The following is an 18,000-nucleotide window of genomic DNA, read 5'->3' as shown; positions in this document are numbered from 1 at the left end:
GAGCCCCAGATTGGGCTCCCTATTGTGGTGCCAGACGCGGCTCGTCGAGCCGGCTCGCGTAAAAAGTCTCGCCTTCGCGGCGGACCAGCAAGACGGTTTCACCCGCCTGCAATTCTTCTTGTGTGTCATGCGGTTCGACCATCACATTATGCGCCTGGCCATGATAGTCGCGCACACGCGCTCTTGCGGGCGAAGCCGCGCGGGCCGTGCCGTCGAGTATCTGTGCCCGCCGTCCAACCAGGCTCTTGATCGACACTGCTGTAGTTTCGTCCTGCGGCAGGATAGCGCCAAGCGGTCGCGCCACAATGCCATTCACGGGCAATGCAGCGACGCCCGCAATCAGCGCAGCGAGCCAGACATAGAGCGGCGAGCCCGTCAGGCTTTCCGCAAACATCTGGGTGCTCACCCCGATTCCGGCGAAAATAAACAGGAAGCTCGCGAGCCAGATGGTGAAAGGCACACGGCCCAACCCGATCATGCTCATCAGCCCGTCAACTGCACCAACAGTCGACACATCCGCGTCGGCATCGAGGTCAAAATCGACATCGACGTCGATCTCTGCATCGGTCCCGTCGAGCATGTCACTCACGCCCAATATTTGCGCCACTGCAAGTAAAAGCATGATGCCGAGCGCTACTGCAAATGGCAGATTATGGTCGGCAAATAGGCTCACGAAATCATACCCAAGAACTCGCTTCCGAGTTCGGGCCTCCCCTGTTCAATCATTTTCATCATGCGACATTATATATCACAATCCGGACCAAATTGGTAGGAAAATCGGAATTGTGACTGCCGATTTATGACTCTATGTCAAACGCTTATGGGAATTTTCTGACAGTTCTAAGTCAACGTCAGTCCGCCATCGACGCTAATCGTCTGCCCGACAATATAGGTCGCCATCGGCGAGGCAAGGAACAGAGCCGCATCGGCGATTTCCTGCGTTTCTCCGGTGCGGCGCAGCGGAATGGCGCGGAGCGTTCCCTGCTCGCGTTTCTCGTCAGCGAATTGCGCATCGGTCATCTTGGTGCGGACGAAACCGGGCGCGATCCCGTTCACACGAATGCCGTCGCGTGCCCATGCCAGAGCCAGCGCGCGGGTCAGCGCAACGGCGCCCGATTTGGACGCCCCATAGGCCGGATTGGAGAAGGCCGCAGCATAGGCGGCGATCGAACTGATCGTAATGAGCGAACCCTTGCTGGCCTTCAGCGCAGGCTGCACCAGCCGGGCGACGTCCATCAGCGATGTGATGTTTACATCCATCACCGCGTCCCAGCCCTCGCGGGTGTATTCCTCTAGTCCGTACCGCACGATGCCCTGGCTCAGCACGGCTATGTCGAGAGTGCCGGGAATGCCGGCCGCGTCCAGCGACGCACGGTCCGCAACATCCACTTGCGCGTATGTCAGCCCCTCCAGATCGCTGCCATCTACATCGGCATAGTCAGCGGCGCTCGCGCGGGTGCCCCATACGGTGACGTCTGCACCGCGCGCTCGATAAGCCTGCGCGATGGCATTGCCGATACCGCTGGATCCTCCAACAACGAGAGCAGTTTTTCCGGAGAAATCGAGGGGGTCGATCATGCGGTGTTCCTTCAGGAGGGAGTGATACGGAGCGGCAGGGTCTTGAGCCCGCCGACGAAAGTGGATTTGGAACGCTGCGGATCGCCCGCCAGCGCGATACTATCCAGCCGGTCGAGCAGCGCCTCGAACAGGATACGCATTTCCAGCCGCGCCAGATGCAGACCGAGACATTGATGCGCGCCCGCCCCGAAAGCCAAGTGCCGGCTGGGACTGCGCGCGGCGTCGAACCGGCGCGGATCGTCGAATTGCGCGGGGTCGTGATTGGCGGCGACATAATTGATCATCAGCCAATCGCCTTTCCTGATCTGCCGACCGCCGATCTCGGTATCTTGCGCTGCTGTGCGCATGAAATGCTGGACCGGGCTGGTCCAGCGGATCGCTTCCTCGACAATGCCCGGCAGAAGCGACCTGTCAGCTTTGACCCTTGCAAACTGCTCCGGATCCTTCGCCAGAGCGAGCATCGCGCCCGCGGTCGAGGCGGATGTCGTATCATGCCCCGCAGCGGCGAGAATAATGTAATAGCCCATCATATCGCGATCATTGAGCGGTTCGCCGTCGACCGTCGCATTGGCAATCGTGCTGGCAACATCACCCGTGGGATTTGCGCGTTTCTCGGCCGTGATTCCGGCAAAGTACTTTTCGAAGTCTGCAACAGCGCCAGCAACCAATTGCGTGATCTGCTCGGGCGTCATATCTTTCATGCCCGACTGGTTGAGGTCATCATCCTGCCCGCCGAACATTTGCTGCGTCAGCATCAGCATGCGCGGCTCGTCTTCTTCAGGCACACCCATGATCTGCATTACCACATGGAGCGGATAGGGCGCCGAGACCAGCGGAACGAAGTCCACTTCAGGGCCAGAATCCACCAGCTTCTGAACGGTTTTCTCCGCCAATGCACGAATCTCGTCTTCAACCGACCGCAGGTTCTTGGGCATGAACCATTCCTGCGTCAGCTTGCGATATTTCATATGGACCGGCGCATCGAAGGTGACGAGGCTTGCGACCATATGCGGGCTGCCGCCGGTCATCGCTTTGGCGAATTCGATGCCTTCGTTGAGCGAGAATACGACAGTGCGCGGATGATTGAGGAAAGTCTGGTTGTCCTTCGATATGCGCATCACATCATCATAGGATGTGACCAGCCAGAACGGATCGAACACACCCTTGTCTTCGGGCAACACTTTGACCACTCCGTGCTCGGAGCGAATATGGTCAAATGTATCGAGCAAAGTGTCCCATTCGGCATAGGAAGCAGGATCAATGACCGCGCGCGCCAGATCACCCTGGATCACTGCATCGCCTGCCATATCAGCTCGTCCCTGCAGCCTGCAGGTACTCGTCTTTCAGCTTGCGCTTATAGAGCTTGCCATTGGCCTCACGCGGCAGTTCTGCGCGGAAATCAAAGATGCGCGGCATTTTGAGGCGCGCCAATTCGCCGGACAGGAAGTCGGTTAGTTCTGCCTCCAGTGTCTCACCAGCGCCATCCATTGACACCGGCTGCACCACCGCGACGACTTTCTCGCCCATTTCGGGGCAGGGCGCACCAATGACAGCGGCATCCATGACCTTGTCATGCGTGATAAGGAGGTTTTCGATCTCCTGCGGATAGATGTTAACCCCGCCCGAGATGATCATGTTGGAGCGGCGATCGGTCAGATAGAGGAACCCTTCCTCGTCCAGCTTTCCGATATCGCCCAAAGTGGTCCAGCCCTTGGGATGAGTCGCCTCTTTGGTTTTGGCGTCATCCTTGTGATACTCGAACGGATAGGGGCTTTCAAAAAAGACCACACCCTCGTCGCCCACCGGCACTTCATCGCCATTATCATCGCAAATATGGATCGTGCCCAGAATAGCGCGTCCAACGGTGCCTTGGTGAGTCATCCAGTCAGCGCTGCCGACCATCGTCATGCCATTGCCTTCGCTGCCGGCGTAATATTCGAAAATGATCGGTCCCCACCATTCGATCATCTCTTTCTTTATATCGACCGGACACGGCGCGGCCGCATGGAGCGCGCCTTTATGAGTCGAGAGGTCATATTTGGTGCGGATGGCCTCAGGCAATTTGAGCATCCGGACGAAATGTGTCGGCACCCATTGGCTGTCGGTAATGCCGTATTTCTCGATAGTCGCGAGCGCGCCCTCGGGATCGAATTTTTCCATCACCACCACCGTTCCGCCGAGCCGGTGAATGGTGCTCGACCAACCAAGCGGTGCAGCGTGGTAGAGCGGTGCGGGTGACAGATAGACACAGCTTCCATCGCCCTTGATCTGGAAGCCCATAGTGGCGAGGCCCATCAACGGCGTTGGCGCTTCGACCGCCGGATCTTCGGGAGGTGCAGGAAGGATGCCTTTGGGCCTGCCGGTCGTGCCCGAACTGTACAGCATGACCCGCCCAACGCTTTGATCGGCAATCGGTTCGGACGGTTGCGCCGCCAATGTCTGTTCAGCATCCACGCCAAAAATCAGCAGCCCAAGATCACTGCGCTCGGCGCGCACCACATCGGTCACAGCATCAAATTTTCGCGTGGAAACCAGAAGCTTCGCATCACTATCGTCGAGGATGTAGAGAATTTCGGATGCAGTGAGATGGGTGGAGATCGGAACCAGTACCGTACCCGCACGCTGCGATGCCCAATACATCTCGTGATAGCGCGCATTATTTTCCATCAGCACGCCAAACGCGTCACCATCTTGCAGCCCCTGCGAACGCAGCCAATGCGCGATGCGGTTCGCAGCCTCATCCATTTCGCGATAGGTGACGATCTCTCCGCTGCCCGCCATGATGATAGCTGGATGGTCGGGCCTGCTTTGCGCAAATTGAATGGGATGCATGATGTTTCAGTTCCTCTCTGAAACGCATCCTATTCAGGCATACGGCGCGAGCAAGAGGAATCGGCAAAGAAAAGGGGCCGCGGATCGCTCCGCAGCCCCTTTAGACACCCTCTCCCGATGTCTAATTAGATAATCTTTGGATGACTTCGCATTGGACTATTGACCGCCGCGGCCACCCTCTTCGGTTGCTTCGGCATAGGCCAACTGCGCCTTTGATTCGCTCATATATGGAATTGGATTGACTGCTTTGCCTGCGATGCGAACTTCGTAATGGAGATGGGGGCCAGTCGAACGACCGGTCGAACCAACATAGCCGATGATATCACCCTTTTTGACGTTCTGGCCATCAGCAACAGCAATCCGCGACATGTGCGCGAAACGGGTTTGGACGCCTGCGCCATGTTCCATCGAAACATACAGGCCGTAGCTACTGAAGCGCTCTGCCTTGCTCACAATGCCATCCGCAGTTGCGTAAATAGGTGTTCCAGTTGGTGCCGCCAGATCGATACCCTTATGTGCGCGGCGCTGGCGCAAAACCGGATGGGTGCGCATCCCGTAGCCGCTGGTTAGCCGCGCATGATCAAGCGGCATCCGCGAAGGGATCGATACTTTGGCAATAGGTGCCGGGGCTGTAGTGTCATCACCATCAAGCGATTCCCACTGAGCGAAAAGCTGTTTGAAATTCTCGTCACTGCCAGTGATCGAGGAATTGTCTGCATTGCGAACAGGTGCCGGTAATTCAGCTGTTGCAGCAGAAGTATTGGCCAGGGCCGGACTGGCCCCCATTACCGCAAAGCCTGCAACACAAAGTGCCGCTTTTGCGAAACCACGCTTGAATATTGATACGACCACAAACCGTCCTTTTTATCTGGCGCTTTCGCGCCAGGAGGATCCCTGTTGAAGCAATCCGACCCCCCAAGGAAAGACTGCCCGAAACTTTCTGAAACACTGGATGGAACCATTCTTTGCTTCAGTGATTATGGGTTATGGATAGAAAATTTTACGTGGCAAGCTCCGCGTAGAAGTCCCGCGACAAACCGGCTGCAAGACGCGCTGAGTCGTTAAATGGCGCCTTCAGGCCCCCTTTGAAATATTCACGAACCAAGGATTTCCAACGTTTTTCGGGTGATTCTGCTTTTTTTGCGCAGAGTGCGACGAAATGCTTGGTGCCAATCGCAACGTGCCGGATTTCATCGTCAAGGATTCGGTTCAGTATCTTGGCCCCATTCTCGTCTCCTTGGGCACGCACACGTTCGAGTGTGGCCGGGGTGACGTCAAGACCGCGCGCCTCAAGCACCATTGGTACAATCGCCAGTCGCGCTGCCACGTCATGCGATGTCCGCTCAGCCGTTTCCCAAAGGCCGGCATGGGCCGGGAGCGCGCCGTAATGGCTGCCCAAGCGGCGCAGCTTGCGACCCAGAATAGCGAAATGCATCGCCTCATCCGCAGCAACCGACATAAAGTCGGAGACGAATTCCTCGCCCATCTCGCCGCCAAAACGTCCGGCCATGTCGAGCGCCAGATCGATAGCGACAAATTCAATATGCGCCAGCGCATGCCACAGTGCGAGCCGTCCCTTTTCCGAACCGCCTTTGCCCCTGCGCGGCATAAGGCGCGGATCGAGTAGTTCAGGCTCGTCAGGCCAAGATGGGCGGTCAGGCATTGGAGTTTCGAACGCGAAATCGAGCCGCCCCAACCGCCAATTGCGCGCGGCATCACGCGCGGCCATCACCTTTTTATTGGGATCAGATGTAAGCAGCGCGGCACGGATCGCCATGCTCAGGGATAGGTTGGTATCGGTCAAAGGGCTTGTACGGCTGCCAGCACTTCGTCGGCGTGGCCTTTGACTTTCACTTTCGGCCAGACCTGCGCAATTTTACCGCTTTCATCGACCAGATAGGTTGTCCGGACCATGCCCATATAGGTCTTCCCGTACATTGTCTTCTCGGTCCAGATGCCAAGCTCGTCGGACAGGCCGCCTTCTTCAGCGTCGGTCGCTAGAGCAACGGTCAGCTCATGCTTGGCAATAAAGTTCTGGTGTTTCTTGGGCGAACATTTGCTGATCCCGAGAATGGTCGCGCCCGCCTTCTCGAAATCAGCTTTGAGCGCGGAGAAGTCCTTCGCCTCATTGGTACAGCCAGGCGTGTTATCCTTGGGATAGAAAAACAGGACCAGTTTCTGCCCCTCGAAGTCTGACGGCTTCACGCTCCCGCCATCGGGGGTTTCCATCGTAATGTCGGGCATCATCGAACCAGCGTCGGTCATTCGGGTGTCTCCAGTCTAACATCAAAAATCTCGTTCCAGCTTGCCGCAACCACACGTCGGGCTTCGCGGAACCTGCTCAATAGATCGGTGTAATCCGCACAACTGCAAGCCTTGGCAAGTGCTGCCGCAGCGCCCGAAGCGGGCTTCTGGCCATCTGGGGCGAGCAATCGCGCGGAAACCAGCAGGCGAGTCATCAAATCATGCGTATCAATCAAAGCATCGGGCACCAGATTTTGTTCGGCCAATGCCGCAATGGCTCCGCGTAGATCGGGCGTGAATGCAACCCGGTCACGTAATTGCAGATAGTGCACCAGGAATTCGAGGTCGACCAAACCCCCGCGTGAAAGCTTAGCATCCAGTGGCCCTTTGGCTGGTTTATGCGCTGCCATTTCATCGCGCATTGTCAGCACATCGCTACGGAGTTTTTCCGGGCACCGCGGCTGGTCGAGCACAGAGGCAATGATTGTGTCTAAGGCCTCCTTCACAGACGGCGGGCCTGTCAGGACTCGCGCTCGGGTCAGCGCCATATGCTCCCACGTCCACGCATCTTCCCGTTGATAGCGGGCGAAGCTCTCAACGCTGACCGCAAGTGGCCCCTGCGCGCCCTGCGGCCTGAGCCGCGTATCCACTTCATAGAGCGCGCCCTGTGCCGTTGGTACGCTGAGCGCCGCGCTGACCCTCTGGGCCAGGCGGTTATAATAGAGCGTCGCGCCAAGCGGGCGTTCGCCACCGGATTCCTGCGCGTGCGAGCCGCTGAACAGATAGATGATGTCCAGATCGGATGCGTGAGTCAGTGCGCCGCCGCCAAGCCGGCCCAACCCGATAATCGCCAGCTCACTATCCGGAATAAGACCATGCGTTCTGGCAAACGCGTCGCGCGCAGCCTGCGCTGCGACCGATAGCGAGGCTTCCGCGAGCCGCGACAGCGCAGCCGCAATGTCGAGCGGGTCGTGTACCGCTTCTATAAGCTGCACACCCAAGGCAAAGCGCTTTTCCCCGGTTACGACGCGGATGCGGTCAAGGATATGCTCATAATCATCGCTAGCTTCGCGGGCTGCCATTTCGGCAACCAGCTCGGGCACATCGCCGGGCAGATCGAGTGCGCTTCGGTCGATCAGGCTGTCGAGCAATTCCGGGCGGCGGCCCAACTCGTCGGCCAGCGGTTCGGCCAGCATAAGCACGCTGACAAGCTGATCGAACAACCCCGGGCGCGCTTCGAGCAAGCGGAACAGGTTAATCGCGCTCGGGGCTTTGGCCAGAAAGCTCTCCCACCGAAGCAAGGCACGATCAGGATCAGGCGCGGTGGAAAGTGCTTCAAGCAACGCGGGCAATATCGCTTCGAATGCAGAGATTGCAGCGCCACTGCGTAAAGCGCGAATCGTACCGTCAGACCAGGAACGGATGCGTCTGGCAGAAGCGGCTGGATCGGTGAAGCCAAGCTGGTCCAGATCGTCTTTCAGAGTATCACCACGCGGCACCGCGACTGAGCGTGTATTGTCTACGTCGATCAAACTGTCGAAACGGCTGGCCACGCAGCCGGTCAGGATCCTTAAGTCCTCTACCAACGCTGCTCCATCATCATAACCGCCAAGCCGGGCGACATTTTCCAGCGCTTCGCCCCTTGGCAATATGTGGGTCTGGTGATCGTTCACCATCTGCAAGCGGTGTTCAATCACGCGGAGCCGGTCATAGGCCTCGCCCAATTCCTGCGCATCTTCGCCCGGAATAATCTCGGCAGCCGCCAACGCATCGAGCGCTGGCCGCGTGCCGCGCTGACGCAGGGAAAGATCGCGGCCACCATGGATAAGCTGATGCGTTTGCGCGTAGAATTCAACTTCGCGAATGCCGCCGCGCCCTTGCTTCACATTGAAGCCAGGCTGCGGGGTCGCGGGGCCGGAATGGGTGTTGCGGATTTGCGCGGTAAGGCGGCTGATCTCTTCAATCGCCCCGAAATCGAGACTGCGCCGCCATACGAACGGCCGGATCGATTCAAGAAACTCTGCGCCTGCTTCAATATCACCCGATGCCGCGCGCGACCTGATGAAGGCGGCTCTCTCCCACGCCAAAGCGGACGATTCATAGTGCGTCAGCGCCGCACCCAGCGGTATTGCCAGCGGGCTCACTTCAGATGCTGGCCTAAGGCGCAGGTCAACGCGGAAGACAAACCCTTCCGCAGTGCTGTTCGACAATAACTGGACAATTTCCCGTGCATAGCGCTGCGCCGCCTCTCCCGGTTCGTCGCGCTCCCGTCTCGGCAAAGTCTCCGGGTCGAACAGCAGGATCGGATCGATATCCGAACTGTAATTCAGTTCGCACGCGCCGTGCTTGCCCAGCGCGATACCGATCATTCCGGCAGGCTCTGCATCGGGCACACGGCGTTGGATCGCCGCTGAAATCGCCGTATCGAGCGCGCGATCGGCCAGCGATGACAATTCGACCATCACGCGTCCGACGGGAAACTCTCCCGCCAAATCACCGATCGCCAGCGCTGTGGAGTATGCCAGTCGCTCACGCCTGAGAGCAACGCCGATATCGGAATTACCTTCGCTGGCCTGTTTCGCCCATTCCAGAGCCAGCTCGCCGCGCCCATCGGCGAGAAGCTCTGCCAATTCCGGCTGGCGTTCCAAAGCGTTACACAGGAAAGGTGAATGCGCGCGCGCCCGGTCCATCGCTGATTGCCAATCAGGGGAAGATCGCGTGCGGTTCATCCGCATTGCCCTTGCCCCAAATCGCCAGCTTTGCAATGGAGGTGCATCACAAATCCATTGCTGGCTCAACAGAGCCACGCGAGGAGCGAAGAGGAATTCACATGATCCGCAAATGTCTTGCCCTGTCGGCCGCGCTTACGCTGGCTGCCTGCAATACCGCCTCCGCACCCGAACTGGACATTCCCGAGGTTGAACCGGGCGAAATCTCGCAAGAGACTATGGTCGATATCACCCGCACTTTGTCGCTTGACGAGTTCGAGGGCCGGATGCCGGGTACAATCGGTGAAGAGAAGACGGTCGCCCTATTGATCGAGCGCTATAAGGCCGCAGGATTGCAGCCGGGCAATGGTGATAGCTGGGTCCAGAATGTTCCGCTGGTTGAGATCACCGGCAAGGACTTCTCGCCGCTAACGATCAAGGGAGAGGGCACCGAAATCAATCTGGAATCGCGCAAGGACTGGGTTGGCGTGACTTACCGCGAAGACGCGACCACCTCGCTTGAGGATAGCGAACTGGTGTTTGTCGGATACGGTATCAACGCGCCGGAACGCGGCTGGAACGATTATGAAGGTCTCGACATGGCGGGCAAAACTGCCGTTATTCTGGTCAATGATCCCGATTACGGCACCGGCACGCTTGAAGGGGACTTCGGCGGCGACGCAATGACCTATTACGGGCGTTGGACATACAAATACGAAGCAGCTGCGAAGGCCGGCGCAGCAGGCGCGCTCATCATTCATGACACTGAGCCGGCTTCGTATGGCTGGAATGTCGTCGAAAGCAGCTGGTCCGGCCCGCAAGCCTATGCCCAGCGCGGCGAGGACGCGCCCGAGCTAACGCAAGTGAATGGCTGGGTGCAGAAAGACGCCGCCGCCAAAATCATGGAAGCTGCGGGTCAGAATCTGGCAAAGCTGTCCGAAGCCGCCAAAGTGAAAGGCTTCAAAGCGGTTCCGCTTGGCCTGACCGCCAGCGCCAGCTTTTCCAACGATATCAAGAAATATGAAACGCAGAACGTCATCGGCATTCTGCCCGGCGCTGAGCGTCCTGACGAATATGTCATTCACACCGCGCATTGGGATCACCTCGGCCGGTGTACGCCAGCGGATGATGGCGACGACATCTGCAACGGTGCGGTCGACAATGCGACGGGTACTGCGGCCCTGGTCGCTCTTGCTGAAGCGCATGCAAAAGCCGGTGCACCGGCGCGGAGCTTGGTCTTCCTGGCCGTCACAGCGGAAGAGCAAGGTCTGCTCGGCGCGGATTACTATGCGGCGAACCCGATCTTCCCGCTAGCGCAAACAGTTGGCGGGATTAATATGGACGCTTTCCTGGTTGCAGGCGAATCCAAAGATGTGACCGTGGTCGGCCCGGGTAAATCACGCCTGGACGATTTCCTCAGCGCAGCGCTCGAACTGGATGGCCGCACGGCCACACCAAACCCGAACCCGGAAGCAGGATATTACTATCGTTCGGATCACTTTGCTTTCGCAAAACGAGGCGTTCCGATGCTGTATGTCGATGGCGGCGAAGATCTGGTCGATGGTGGCCGCGAAGCGGGTGCTGCAATTGCCAAGGATTATCGCGACAACCGCTATCACGGACCAAAAGACGAGTTCGATGAGAGCTGGGACTGGAGCGGCGTGATGCAGGATCTCCAGCTTTTCTATCGTCTCGGCCGGATGCTCGGCAACAGTACCAGCTGGCCCAATTGGGTCGAAGGTGACGAATTCAAAGGCATTCGTGATGAAAGCTGCGCAGCTGCCGAAACCGGTTGCTGACCGGCTGACAAACACATGCTGACGAGAGCCGGTCCATGACCATAGCTATGCCGCCCGAATGGGCCCCGCAGGATTGGTTGTGGATCGGATTTCCACATGATGCACAGGAATGGCTCGGCTTTCTTGAGCATGCTCAGGAACAGATCGCTGCGTTCGCCAATGCTGTCGCCGATAGCGGGCAAGAGGTGCGCTTGCTTGTCCGCGGTGCAGCCAATGAAGAGCGCGCGCGCGAATTGGTCGGCAGCGCGGTGAAGCTGGAGCGTCGACGCTATGGCGACATTTGGCTGCGCGACACAGGCCCGCTGGTCGTTTCGGATGGCTCGCGGCGCATTGCCAAACGCTTTGGTTTTAATGGCTGGGGCGGCAAATATCTGATGGATGGCGACCAGATGATCGGCGCGGAGATTGCCGCCGATGCCGACCTTCCCGTCGAGACAGCAGACTGGATTCTCGAAGGGGGAGCTATTGATTGTGATGGCACCGGGCTGGTCGTGACGACCGAACAATGCCTGCTCAACCCCAATCGCAACCCCGATCTATCAAGTGAAGAGATCGAGCAGCGACTAAAAGAGGATCTGGGGTTCGAACGCGTATTGTGGTTCGGTGACGGCTTGATCAACGACCACACTGACGGCCATGTCGATAATCTTGCGCGGTTTGTAGCCGCCAACACTCTGCTGATACCCACGCCATCCGGTGCAGGCGATCCCAATGCCGCCATCTATGCCGATGCGCGTGCTCGCGCGGAAGCGGCCGGAGTAAGCATTGTCGATGTGCCGTCGCCCGGGCGGATCGAACGCGGCGGGCAGATCGAGCCAGCCAGCTACGTCAACTTCGCCATCACGACCCATCTGGTTGTAGTGCCCACTTTCGGTTCTGAGCATGATGAGGCGGGCGTCGATGCCATAGCCGCCCTGTTCCCTGATCGGGCAACGATTGGGCTGCCCGCTGATGCCGTTCTGGCAGGCGGCGGCGGCTTCCACTGTGCCAGCCAGCAAATGCCCTCGCTCGAAAGTTAACCAGCGGTTAGGATTTGCCCGCGATAACGGGAGCATGGCGAATGCAATCACAGCCCTGAACATTTCCTCCGATGACATAATCGCGCCTTTGCGTGCGATGCTGGTCAGTGGCTGCGGACTGGCTCTGATTTTCGCAGGGACTTTCCATCCTTTCTGACATTCCGGCGTAACCGAACGGCGTCGATGATCGAATGACCGTGAAACAGCACAGTTTCATGAAGCTCGCCGCATGCAAAAATCGGGTCTTATTGTAGCCAGCGGGATCACCGCCCTTGTTGCCATCGGCGCAGCAACCTTGTCATCCGGACAGGTCGATGCACGCCAGGGAGCAAAGTCCTCCGGCCCGATTGCATCGACCGGTGCCCCCGTGGTGCTGGAGCTGTTCACCAGTCAGGGTTGTTCCTCCTGTCCCCCGGCAGACAAACTCGCCACACGCCTTGCCAAAGACCCGTCGCTGCTCGTGATCTCCCGCCCGGTGACCTATTGGGACCCGCTTGGCTGGAAAGACACGCTCGGCAAGCAAGTGAACACCGATCTTCAGCGCGCTTATGCCCGCAAAGGCAATGAAGGCGCAGGGGTTTATACGCCGCAAATCGTGGTCGATGGCCGCCATGGCGCCGTCGGATCGAACGAGCGTAATGTCACCGCCTTGGCACGCGATGCAGCCATGAAACCGAAGCCCACTCTTATCGCGAAGAAAGGCAGTGATGGTTCAGTGAGGGTGTCGATTGTCGGCAAGTATCCCGCCAACTCGCAGCTTAGCCTTGTAGCCCTGTCTTCACACGAAACCGTAAAAATCGGGCGCGGCGAGAATGGCGGGAGGACGATTAGTTACACCAATGTCTTGATCGACGAGACCCGCCTTGGTGCGGACAAGCGCGCAATCATAATCGCGCCCGGGCAAATGCAGAACCGCGAAGCAGATCGCTATGCAATTATACTGCGTCAAACAAGTGCCGGGCCGATTTTGGCCGGACGGATGCTTTAGGCCTAGCTGCCGAGCAAGCGCGCAAGCGATGCCAGCGCGGTTGCTGCCAAGACGGCCATCACGAAGATACGCCACACCGTATCGCTGACCTTGCCGAAGGCAAGCGCCCCGAGATAGTTTCCGAGAAGAACTGCAGGAAACAGCAGAACGCCCAGAACAATCAGACCCCAATCGAGCACACCAATCACTGCACCCGAAGCAAGGCCGGCCGCAGCGGCAATCGTAAAGATAAGCAGCATCGAAGGCTTGGCGATTTCTTTGGGGATGTCGCGGCCCAGATAATAGGGCACGACCGGCGGGCCAGGCATCCCCGCAAATCCGGTCAACAGCCCGCTGATGAGCCCAACAATGCCGGTTTGCGCCGCGCCCGGTTGCTGTGCGGGACGCTTGGGCAGGAACATCGCGAAGAACGCCGAGAGCGCGATCAATGCGATCAATACGCGTGCCAGCGGCGGAGCAGTGATGCTGAGCAGATAGAGTCCCGGGAACGTGGCGATCACCACCAACATGCTGATGGTCCATGCGGATTTCTCGGCTTCGCGCGTGATGCGTTTGATCTCGCTCAGCCCGATCAGCACGGCCACAACATTGGTCGCAAGCACCGCCTCGACCGGAGACATCGCCAGCGCCAGAACCGGAACCAGCAGAATGGCCAAGCCGAAGCCTGCAAGCCCGCGAATAAAGGCCGCACCGAAAGCGGCGGTCAGCGCAGCTGCAAGTTGCAGAGTCGTATAGCCCGCCAAGAACTCCATCTCAGGTTAGCGGATCAAGCAGGCCGCAGATCAGGCGGCGTGGCGTTTTCTGTCAGCATTGCAATCGCTTCATCAAGCGGGAGAACTTGCTGGTCTTTCTCACCCAACGTCCGGATCGCAACCGTGCTGTCCTCCTGCTCGCGCTTGCCGACAACCAGCAGATGCGGGACTTTCTTCAGCGAGTGCTCGCGAACCTTGTAGTTGATCTTCTCGTTGCGCAGGTCAGCCTCGGCGCGGATGCCAGCGGCCTTCAGTTTCTCTAAAACCTCTCCGGCATAGTCATCGATATCCGAAACAATCGGTGCGACGACCGCCTGTGTCGGAGCAAGCCATAGCGGAACCTTGCCGGCAAAATGTTCGATCAGAATACCGATAAAGCGCTCGTACGAACCGAAGATCGCGCGGTGCAGCATCACGGGGCGGTGACGACCGCCATCCTCGCCAACATAGGTGGCGTCCAGACGGTCGGGTAGTACACGGTCACCCTGGATCGTGCCGACTTGCCACGTCCGCCCGATCGCATCAGTCAGGTGCCATTCGAGCTTGGGTGCATAGAACGCCCCTTCGCCGGGCAATTCTTCCCAGCCATACTCTTCGTTGTCCATGCCTGCTTCGGCTACAGCATCGCGCAGTTCCTGCTCGGCCTTGTCCCAATCGGCATCACTGCCGAAACGTTTCTCTGGACGCAGAGCCAGCTTGACGTGGTATTTGAAGCCGAAATCTGAATAGACCTCGTCCGCCAGCTTACAGAATTTGCGCACTTCCTCGACCACTTGGCCTTCGGTGCAGAAGATATGCGCATCATCCTGCGTAAACTGGCGCACGCGCATCAAACCATGCAGCGCGCCATGCGGCTCATTGCGGTGGCAGCAGCCCATTTCACCAAGCCGGATCGGTAGATCGCGATAGGACGTAATGCCCTGCTTGAAGACCAGCACATGCGCCGGACAGTTCATCGGCTTGATCGCCATCCAGTCGGCATCTTTCGCAACCGTTGGCGCGGCAACGCCTGCGTCTTCTGCAACATCGGGCACCATATCGGGCACGGCGAACATGTTCTCCGCATATTTGCCCCAGTGACCGGATTGCTCCCACTGGCGGATGTCCATTAATTGCGGTGTTTTGATCTCGCGGTAACCACCGCCATCCATCTTGCGCCGCATATAGGCTTCCAGCTCGCGCCAGATCATATAGCCCTTGGGATGCCAGAAGACGCTGCCGTGCGCCTCTTCCTGCAAGTGGAACAAATCCATCTCGCGGCCCAGCTTGCGGTGATCGCGCTTGCCCGCTTCCTCCAGCCGGTGGAGGTGTGCATTGAGCTGTTTCTTGTTCAGCCAGCCCGTGCCGTAAATCCGCGTGAGCTGCGCATTCGCCTGATCGCCGCGCCAGTATGCACCGGCAACGCGCATCAGTTTGAACGCCTGCGGGTCGAGCTTACCCGTGCTGGGCAAATGCGGCCCGCGGCACATATCCATCCAGTCATCGCCAGACCAATAGACCGTCAGCTCCTCGCCTTCGGGAAGCTCCGCAGCCCATTCGGCTTTGAAGCGCTCACCATCGGCATTCCATTTGTCGATCAGATCCTGACGGCTCCATGCTTCGCGGCGCAGCGGTTTGTCCGCCTTGATAATCTCGCGCATTTTCTCTTCGATAGCGGGCAGATCGTCCATCCCAAACGGATCACGGCCTTCGGGTGCCATCACATCATAATAGAAGCCATCATCCGTGGCCGGACCGAACGTGATCTGCGTACCCGGCCATAACGCCTGCACCGCCTCTGCCAGCACGTGCGCAAAATCGTGACGAGCCAGTTCGAGCGCCTCGTCCTCATCGCGATTGGTGACCAGAGCAAGCTCCGCATCGCCTTCAAACGGGCGGCAGATATCGCGCAGTTCACCATCGACCTTGGCCGCAATCGCCGCCTTAGCGAGACCGGGGCCAATCGCCGCCGCGACATCCGCAGGCGTCGAGCCTTCGGGCATTTCGCGCACCGATCCGTCGGGCAGGCTAATTTTGAAAAGTTCGCTCATCGAATTCGTCCGTTCTTATTTCGGAGCGCCATGGCAGATGTGCGCGCGCACCGGAAGAGTCGGTGCCCGATAAAGTGACGATTTCGAGAGGTGGCACCGTACCGCCCGAAACCGGGCGGCAGTGGCTTGCTTAACGCCCGAGGGCGAACAACACCAACAGCCCCCGGACAAAGCCGGTGGTAGTGGTTGTGGTCAAGAAGCATGCTTGTGACATGCCGACCAAATAGCCGCGTAACTCTTAATATTCAACCAATGTCGAGTGCGTGGCTACCGGCATCGCTCGAAATCCGCTGCGTCCCAGCGAGGCCCGTCGACTTCGCTCGGACAGTTTCGAGGAAACGATATTCCGATGTAGCCTTGGTGGGTGTTAGCTCTACAGACATATAGCCGCGGTGCTTGGTGTTCGCCCATTTGAGCTGCTCGTTGGTCTGCACAGATTGTGCAGCCATATCCTCCGGCTTTATCCAGGTGAGGAAGGCTTCCATACCGGGCGATGACACCGAATGGCCAGCAAACTCGATTGCGGCAGGCGCGCCCATATTGGCAAGCTCTGATGCCCAGCCATTATGGCTGTCACCCGCAAGCACAATCAGATTGGCGTCAGCCTCCTGCGCCGATTTGAGCAGCCGTTCGCGCGCAGCCGGATAACCATCCCATGCATCCATATTGAACGGCAGACCCGCCATGCTGGTCAGTACGCCGCCCAAAATCCGGTTGCGGATAAATTCCGGCAGCGCGTCGGTCATGCCGTTTGCAATGTCGGGCGAGGACTTCAAACTCGTCATCACGGTTTGCTGGAGCAATATTTGCCAGACTTTCCCGTCTTCGCGGGAGGCCTTCAGCCCATCGGCCAGCCAGCTCTCCTGAACGTCGCCCATCAGTGTGCGCGATGCCTCGCGCCATTCATCATTCTCAAACGCCTGGAGCGCGGCGAGAATCTTGCCCGGGTCTTTGCCGCCGCGCCCGATGATTTCGCGCAAGTCGAAGGGTTTGGTGCGGCCTTCCAGTCGGGTTTCCAGCCGGAAAAGCGTCGCCAAATCGCCAATCTCGTAAGCCGCCCACGGTTCGTCGGAGACAGGCATCCATTCACGATTGGCACGAACGGAAGCGCGTTTACGCGCATCCCATGGCCCTTCTGTGTCGGGCTGATGGTTCTGTGCACCATCGCGGTACGAATCATTCGCGCTTTCATGGTCGTCGGGCACATGCAGCATTGGGAACAATTGATGCAGTCGCTGCAAATCGGGATCGCTGCGATATTGCGCATAACGCGCGCGATAATCGGCCAGCGCAATAATCTCGCTATCTATACCGCGCATCCGACCCGGCAGTTTCTGCTCTTTGGTCGGATAGACGCCGCGGCCATATTCATAAATGTAGTCGCCAGTGTGCAGCACGAGGTCGGTATCATCCGCTTCCGCAATATGCGCATAGGCGTTGAACCAGCCGAACCCGATATTGGAGCAGCCGACGACCGCCAGCCGGAAACGCGATGTCGGCCCCTGCGGCAGAGTTCGTGTGCGGCCGATCTGGGATGTCTGGCCGTCTGGCGCGACGAAGCGGAAGTAATACCAGCTATCAGGCTGCAAGCCCCTCGCCACCGGTTTCACGCACCAGTCATTTTCGGCGCGCGCCGTAATCGTCCCGCCTGCAACGACATTCGCAAAATTCGCATTGAGCGACGCTTCCCATTCGAGGACACTGTCCTGCGCCGCCTGAAACCGGGTCCAAAGCAACACAGTATCAGCGCTTGGTTCGCCGCTTGCGACACCATAGCCGAAGCCGGACAGCGTCTTTGCGCCCGTCACGCCCGGCATTGCGGTGAGGCCCGCGCCGAGCAATCCATTGCGGAACAACGTCCTGCGATCAAGTTGAGGAATGCGGGCGGCGACGGGCAGTTCGGTTTTCATTCCGAACGCATAGGCCCGCCATATGACAGCGCCAAGACCCATAAGCACCACAAGACAAGCAAGCCAAACTTTATGTCAATGCTGCTTGACTTTGCACGAATCGTATGTAAATGACCCTTTACACAACGCAAAGGGCCATT

Annotated in this window: 15 protein-coding genes; 4 read left to right on the top strand and 11 right to left on the bottom strand. The window is 58.5% G+C overall.

What is annotated here, in order from left to right; all coding sequences use genetic code 11:
• Window positions 1-19: 19 nt before the first annotated feature.
• From GRI35_RS02600 to GRI35_RS02565, 8 genes are all read right to left on the bottom strand, one after another.
• Window positions 20-673, bottom strand: a complete 654-nt coding sequence (locus tag GRI35_RS02600) for a YqiJ family protein (protein ID WP_160612618.1) — start codon at window positions 671-673, stop codon at window positions 20-22.
• A 167-nt stretch (window positions 674-840) separates the two neighbouring features.
• Window positions 841-1,578, bottom strand: a complete 738-nt coding sequence (locus GRI35_RS02595) for an SDR family NAD(P)-dependent oxidoreductase (protein ID WP_160612616.1) — start codon at window positions 1,576-1,578, stop codon at window positions 841-843.
• A gap of 11 nt (window positions 1,579-1,589) precedes the next feature.
• The gene (locus tag GRI35_RS02590; RefSeq protein ID WP_160612614.1) at window positions 1,590-2,885 is read right to left on the bottom strand and encodes a cytochrome P450; all 1,296 of its coding nucleotides are present in this window, start codon (window positions 2,883-2,885) and stop codon (window positions 1,590-1,592) included.
• A 1-nt stretch (window position 2,886) separates the two neighbouring features.
• Window positions 2,887-4,410, bottom strand: a complete 1,524-nt coding sequence (locus GRI35_RS02585; RefSeq protein WP_160612612.1) for an acyl-CoA synthetase — start codon at window positions 4,408-4,410, stop codon at window positions 2,887-2,889.
• Window positions 4,411-4,566: 156 nt separating this feature from the next.
• Entirely contained in the window at window positions 4,567-5,262 is a 696-nt protein-coding gene (locus tag GRI35_RS02580; RefSeq protein WP_407985039.1) for a M23 family metallopeptidase, read from the bottom strand.
• Window positions 5,263-5,410: 148 nt separating this feature from the next.
• Window positions 5,411-6,187, bottom strand: coding sequence for a ferritin-like domain-containing protein (locus GRI35_RS02575; RefSeq protein ID WP_160612610.1), 777 nt, complete (start codon window positions 6,185-6,187; stop codon window positions 5,411-5,413).
• 23 nt (window positions 6,188-6,210) lie between these two features.
• The gene (locus tag GRI35_RS02570; protein WP_160612608.1) at window positions 6,211-6,675 is read right to left on the bottom strand and encodes a peroxiredoxin; all 465 of its coding nucleotides are present in this window, start codon (window positions 6,673-6,675) and stop codon (window positions 6,211-6,213) included.
• Window positions 6,672-9,383 carry a bifunctional [glutamine synthetase] adenylyltransferase/[glutamine synthetase]-adenylyl-L-tyrosine phosphorylase gene (locus GRI35_RS02565; RefSeq protein ID WP_202390488.1) on the bottom strand — a complete coding sequence of 904 codons (2,712 nt, stop codon included), beginning with the start codon at window positions 9,381-9,383 and terminating at the stop codon, window positions 6,672-6,674. The genes GRI35_RS02570 and GRI35_RS02565 overlap by 4 nt, the downstream gene beginning before the upstream one ends.
• Window positions 9,384-9,484: 101 nt before the next feature.
• Here GRI35_RS02565 and GRI35_RS02560 point away from each other — a divergent pair, with 101 nt between their 5' ends.
• The 4 genes from GRI35_RS02560 (at window position 9,485) to GRI35_RS02550 (ending at window position 13,168) form a co-directional block, all read left to right on the top strand.
• A complete protein-coding gene (locus GRI35_RS02560; RefSeq protein WP_160612604.1) occupies window positions 9,485-11,161 on the top strand; it encodes a M28 family metallopeptidase in 1,677 nt (558 codons plus the stop codon).
• A gap of 35 nt (window positions 11,162-11,196) precedes the next feature.
• Window positions 11,197-12,180, top strand: coding sequence for an agmatine deiminase family protein (locus GRI35_RS02555; RefSeq protein ID WP_160612603.1), 984 nt, complete (start codon window positions 11,197-11,199; stop codon window positions 12,178-12,180).
• A 34-nt stretch (window positions 12,181-12,214) separates the two neighbouring features.
• The gene (locus tag GRI35_RS13910) at window positions 12,215-12,337 is read left to right on the top strand and encodes a hypothetical protein (RefSeq protein WP_268894017.1); all 123 of its coding nucleotides are present in this window, start codon (window positions 12,215-12,217) and stop codon (window positions 12,335-12,337) included.
• Window positions 12,338-12,409: 72 nt separating this feature from the next.
• Window positions 12,410-13,168, top strand: coding sequence for a DUF1223 domain-containing protein (locus GRI35_RS02550; RefSeq protein ID WP_160612601.1), 759 nt, complete (start codon window positions 12,410-12,412; stop codon window positions 13,166-13,168).
• Between the two features lie 2 nt (window positions 13,169-13,170).
• Here GRI35_RS02550 and GRI35_RS02545 read toward each other — a convergent pair whose 3' ends face one another.
• From GRI35_RS02545 to GRI35_RS02535, 3 genes are all read right to left on the bottom strand, one after another.
• Entirely contained in the window at window positions 13,171-13,920 is a 750-nt protein-coding gene (locus GRI35_RS02545; protein WP_160612599.1) for a sulfite exporter TauE/SafE family protein, read from the bottom strand.
• Window positions 13,921-13,934: 14 nt separating this feature from the next.
• Window positions 13,935-15,950 carry a threonine--tRNA ligase gene (thrS, locus tag GRI35_RS02540; RefSeq protein ID WP_160612597.1) on the bottom strand — a complete coding sequence of 672 codons (2,016 nt, stop codon included), beginning with the start codon at window positions 15,948-15,950 and terminating at the stop codon, window positions 13,935-13,937.
• Window positions 15,951-16,195: 245 nt separating this feature from the next.
• Complete coding sequence (locus GRI35_RS02535) at window positions 16,196-17,902, bottom strand: alkaline phosphatase D family protein (RefSeq protein ID WP_235900109.1); 1,707 nt, start codon at window positions 17,900-17,902, stop codon at window positions 16,196-16,198.
• Window positions 17,903-18,000: the final 98 nt, after the last annotated feature.

This window comes from Pontixanthobacter aestiaquae (assembly GCF_009827455.1).
Classification (GTDB): domain Bacteria; phylum Pseudomonadota; class Alphaproteobacteria; order Sphingomonadales; family Sphingomonadaceae; genus Pontixanthobacter; species Pontixanthobacter aestiaquae.
Note: the sequence above shows the minus strand (reverse complement) of the source record. Positions and strands in the feature narration are given on the sequence as shown.

Excerpts from the sequence above, each read along its gene's own strand:
- thrS (WP_160612597.1), bottom strand. The coding sequence starts at position 15,950 with ATGAGCGAACTTTTCAAAATTAGCCTGCCCGACGGATCGGTGCGCGAA.
- GRI35_RS02585 (WP_160612612.1), bottom strand. The coding sequence starts at position 4,410 with ATGCATCCCATTCAATTTGCGCAAAGCAGGCCCGACCATCCAGCTATC.
- GRI35_RS02590 (WP_160612614.1), bottom strand. The coding sequence starts at position 2,885 with ATGGCAGGCGATGCAGTGATCCAGGGTGATCTGGCGCGCGCGGTCATT.
- GRI35_RS02550 (WP_160612601.1), top strand. The coding sequence starts at position 12,410 with ATGCAAAAATCGGGTCTTATTGTAGCCAGCGGGATCACCGCCCTTGTT.
- GRI35_RS02535 (WP_235900109.1), bottom strand. The coding sequence starts at position 17,902 with ATGGGTCTTGGCGCTGTCATATGGCGGGCCTATGCGTTCGGAATGAAA.
- GRI35_RS02595 (WP_160612616.1), bottom strand. The coding sequence starts at position 1,578 with ATGATCGACCCCCTCGATTTCTCCGGAAAAACTGCTCTCGTTGTTGGA.
- GRI35_RS02575 (WP_160612610.1), bottom strand. The coding sequence starts at position 6,187 with ATGGCGATCCGTGCCGCGCTGCTTACATCTGATCCCAATAAAAAGGTG.
- GRI35_RS02545 (WP_160612599.1), bottom strand. The coding sequence starts at position 13,920 with ATGGAGTTCTTGGCGGGCTATACGACTCTGCAACTTGCAGCTGCGCTG.
- GRI35_RS02555 (WP_160612603.1), top strand. The coding sequence starts at position 11,197 with ATGACCATAGCTATGCCGCCCGAATGGGCCCCGCAGGATTGGTTGTGG.
- GRI35_RS13910 (WP_268894017.1), top strand. The coding sequence starts at position 12,215 with ATGGCGAATGCAATCACAGCCCTGAACATTTCCTCCGATGACATAATC.
- GRI35_RS02565 (WP_202390488.1), bottom strand. The coding sequence starts at position 9,383 with ATGAACCGCACGCGATCTTCCCCTGATTGGCAATCAGCGATGGACCGG.
- GRI35_RS02570 (WP_160612608.1), bottom strand. The coding sequence starts at position 6,675 with ATGACCGACGCTGGTTCGATGATGCCCGACATTACGATGGAAACCCCC.
- GRI35_RS02560 (WP_160612604.1), top strand. The coding sequence starts at position 9,485 with ATGATCCGCAAATGTCTTGCCCTGTCGGCCGCGCTTACGCTGGCTGCC.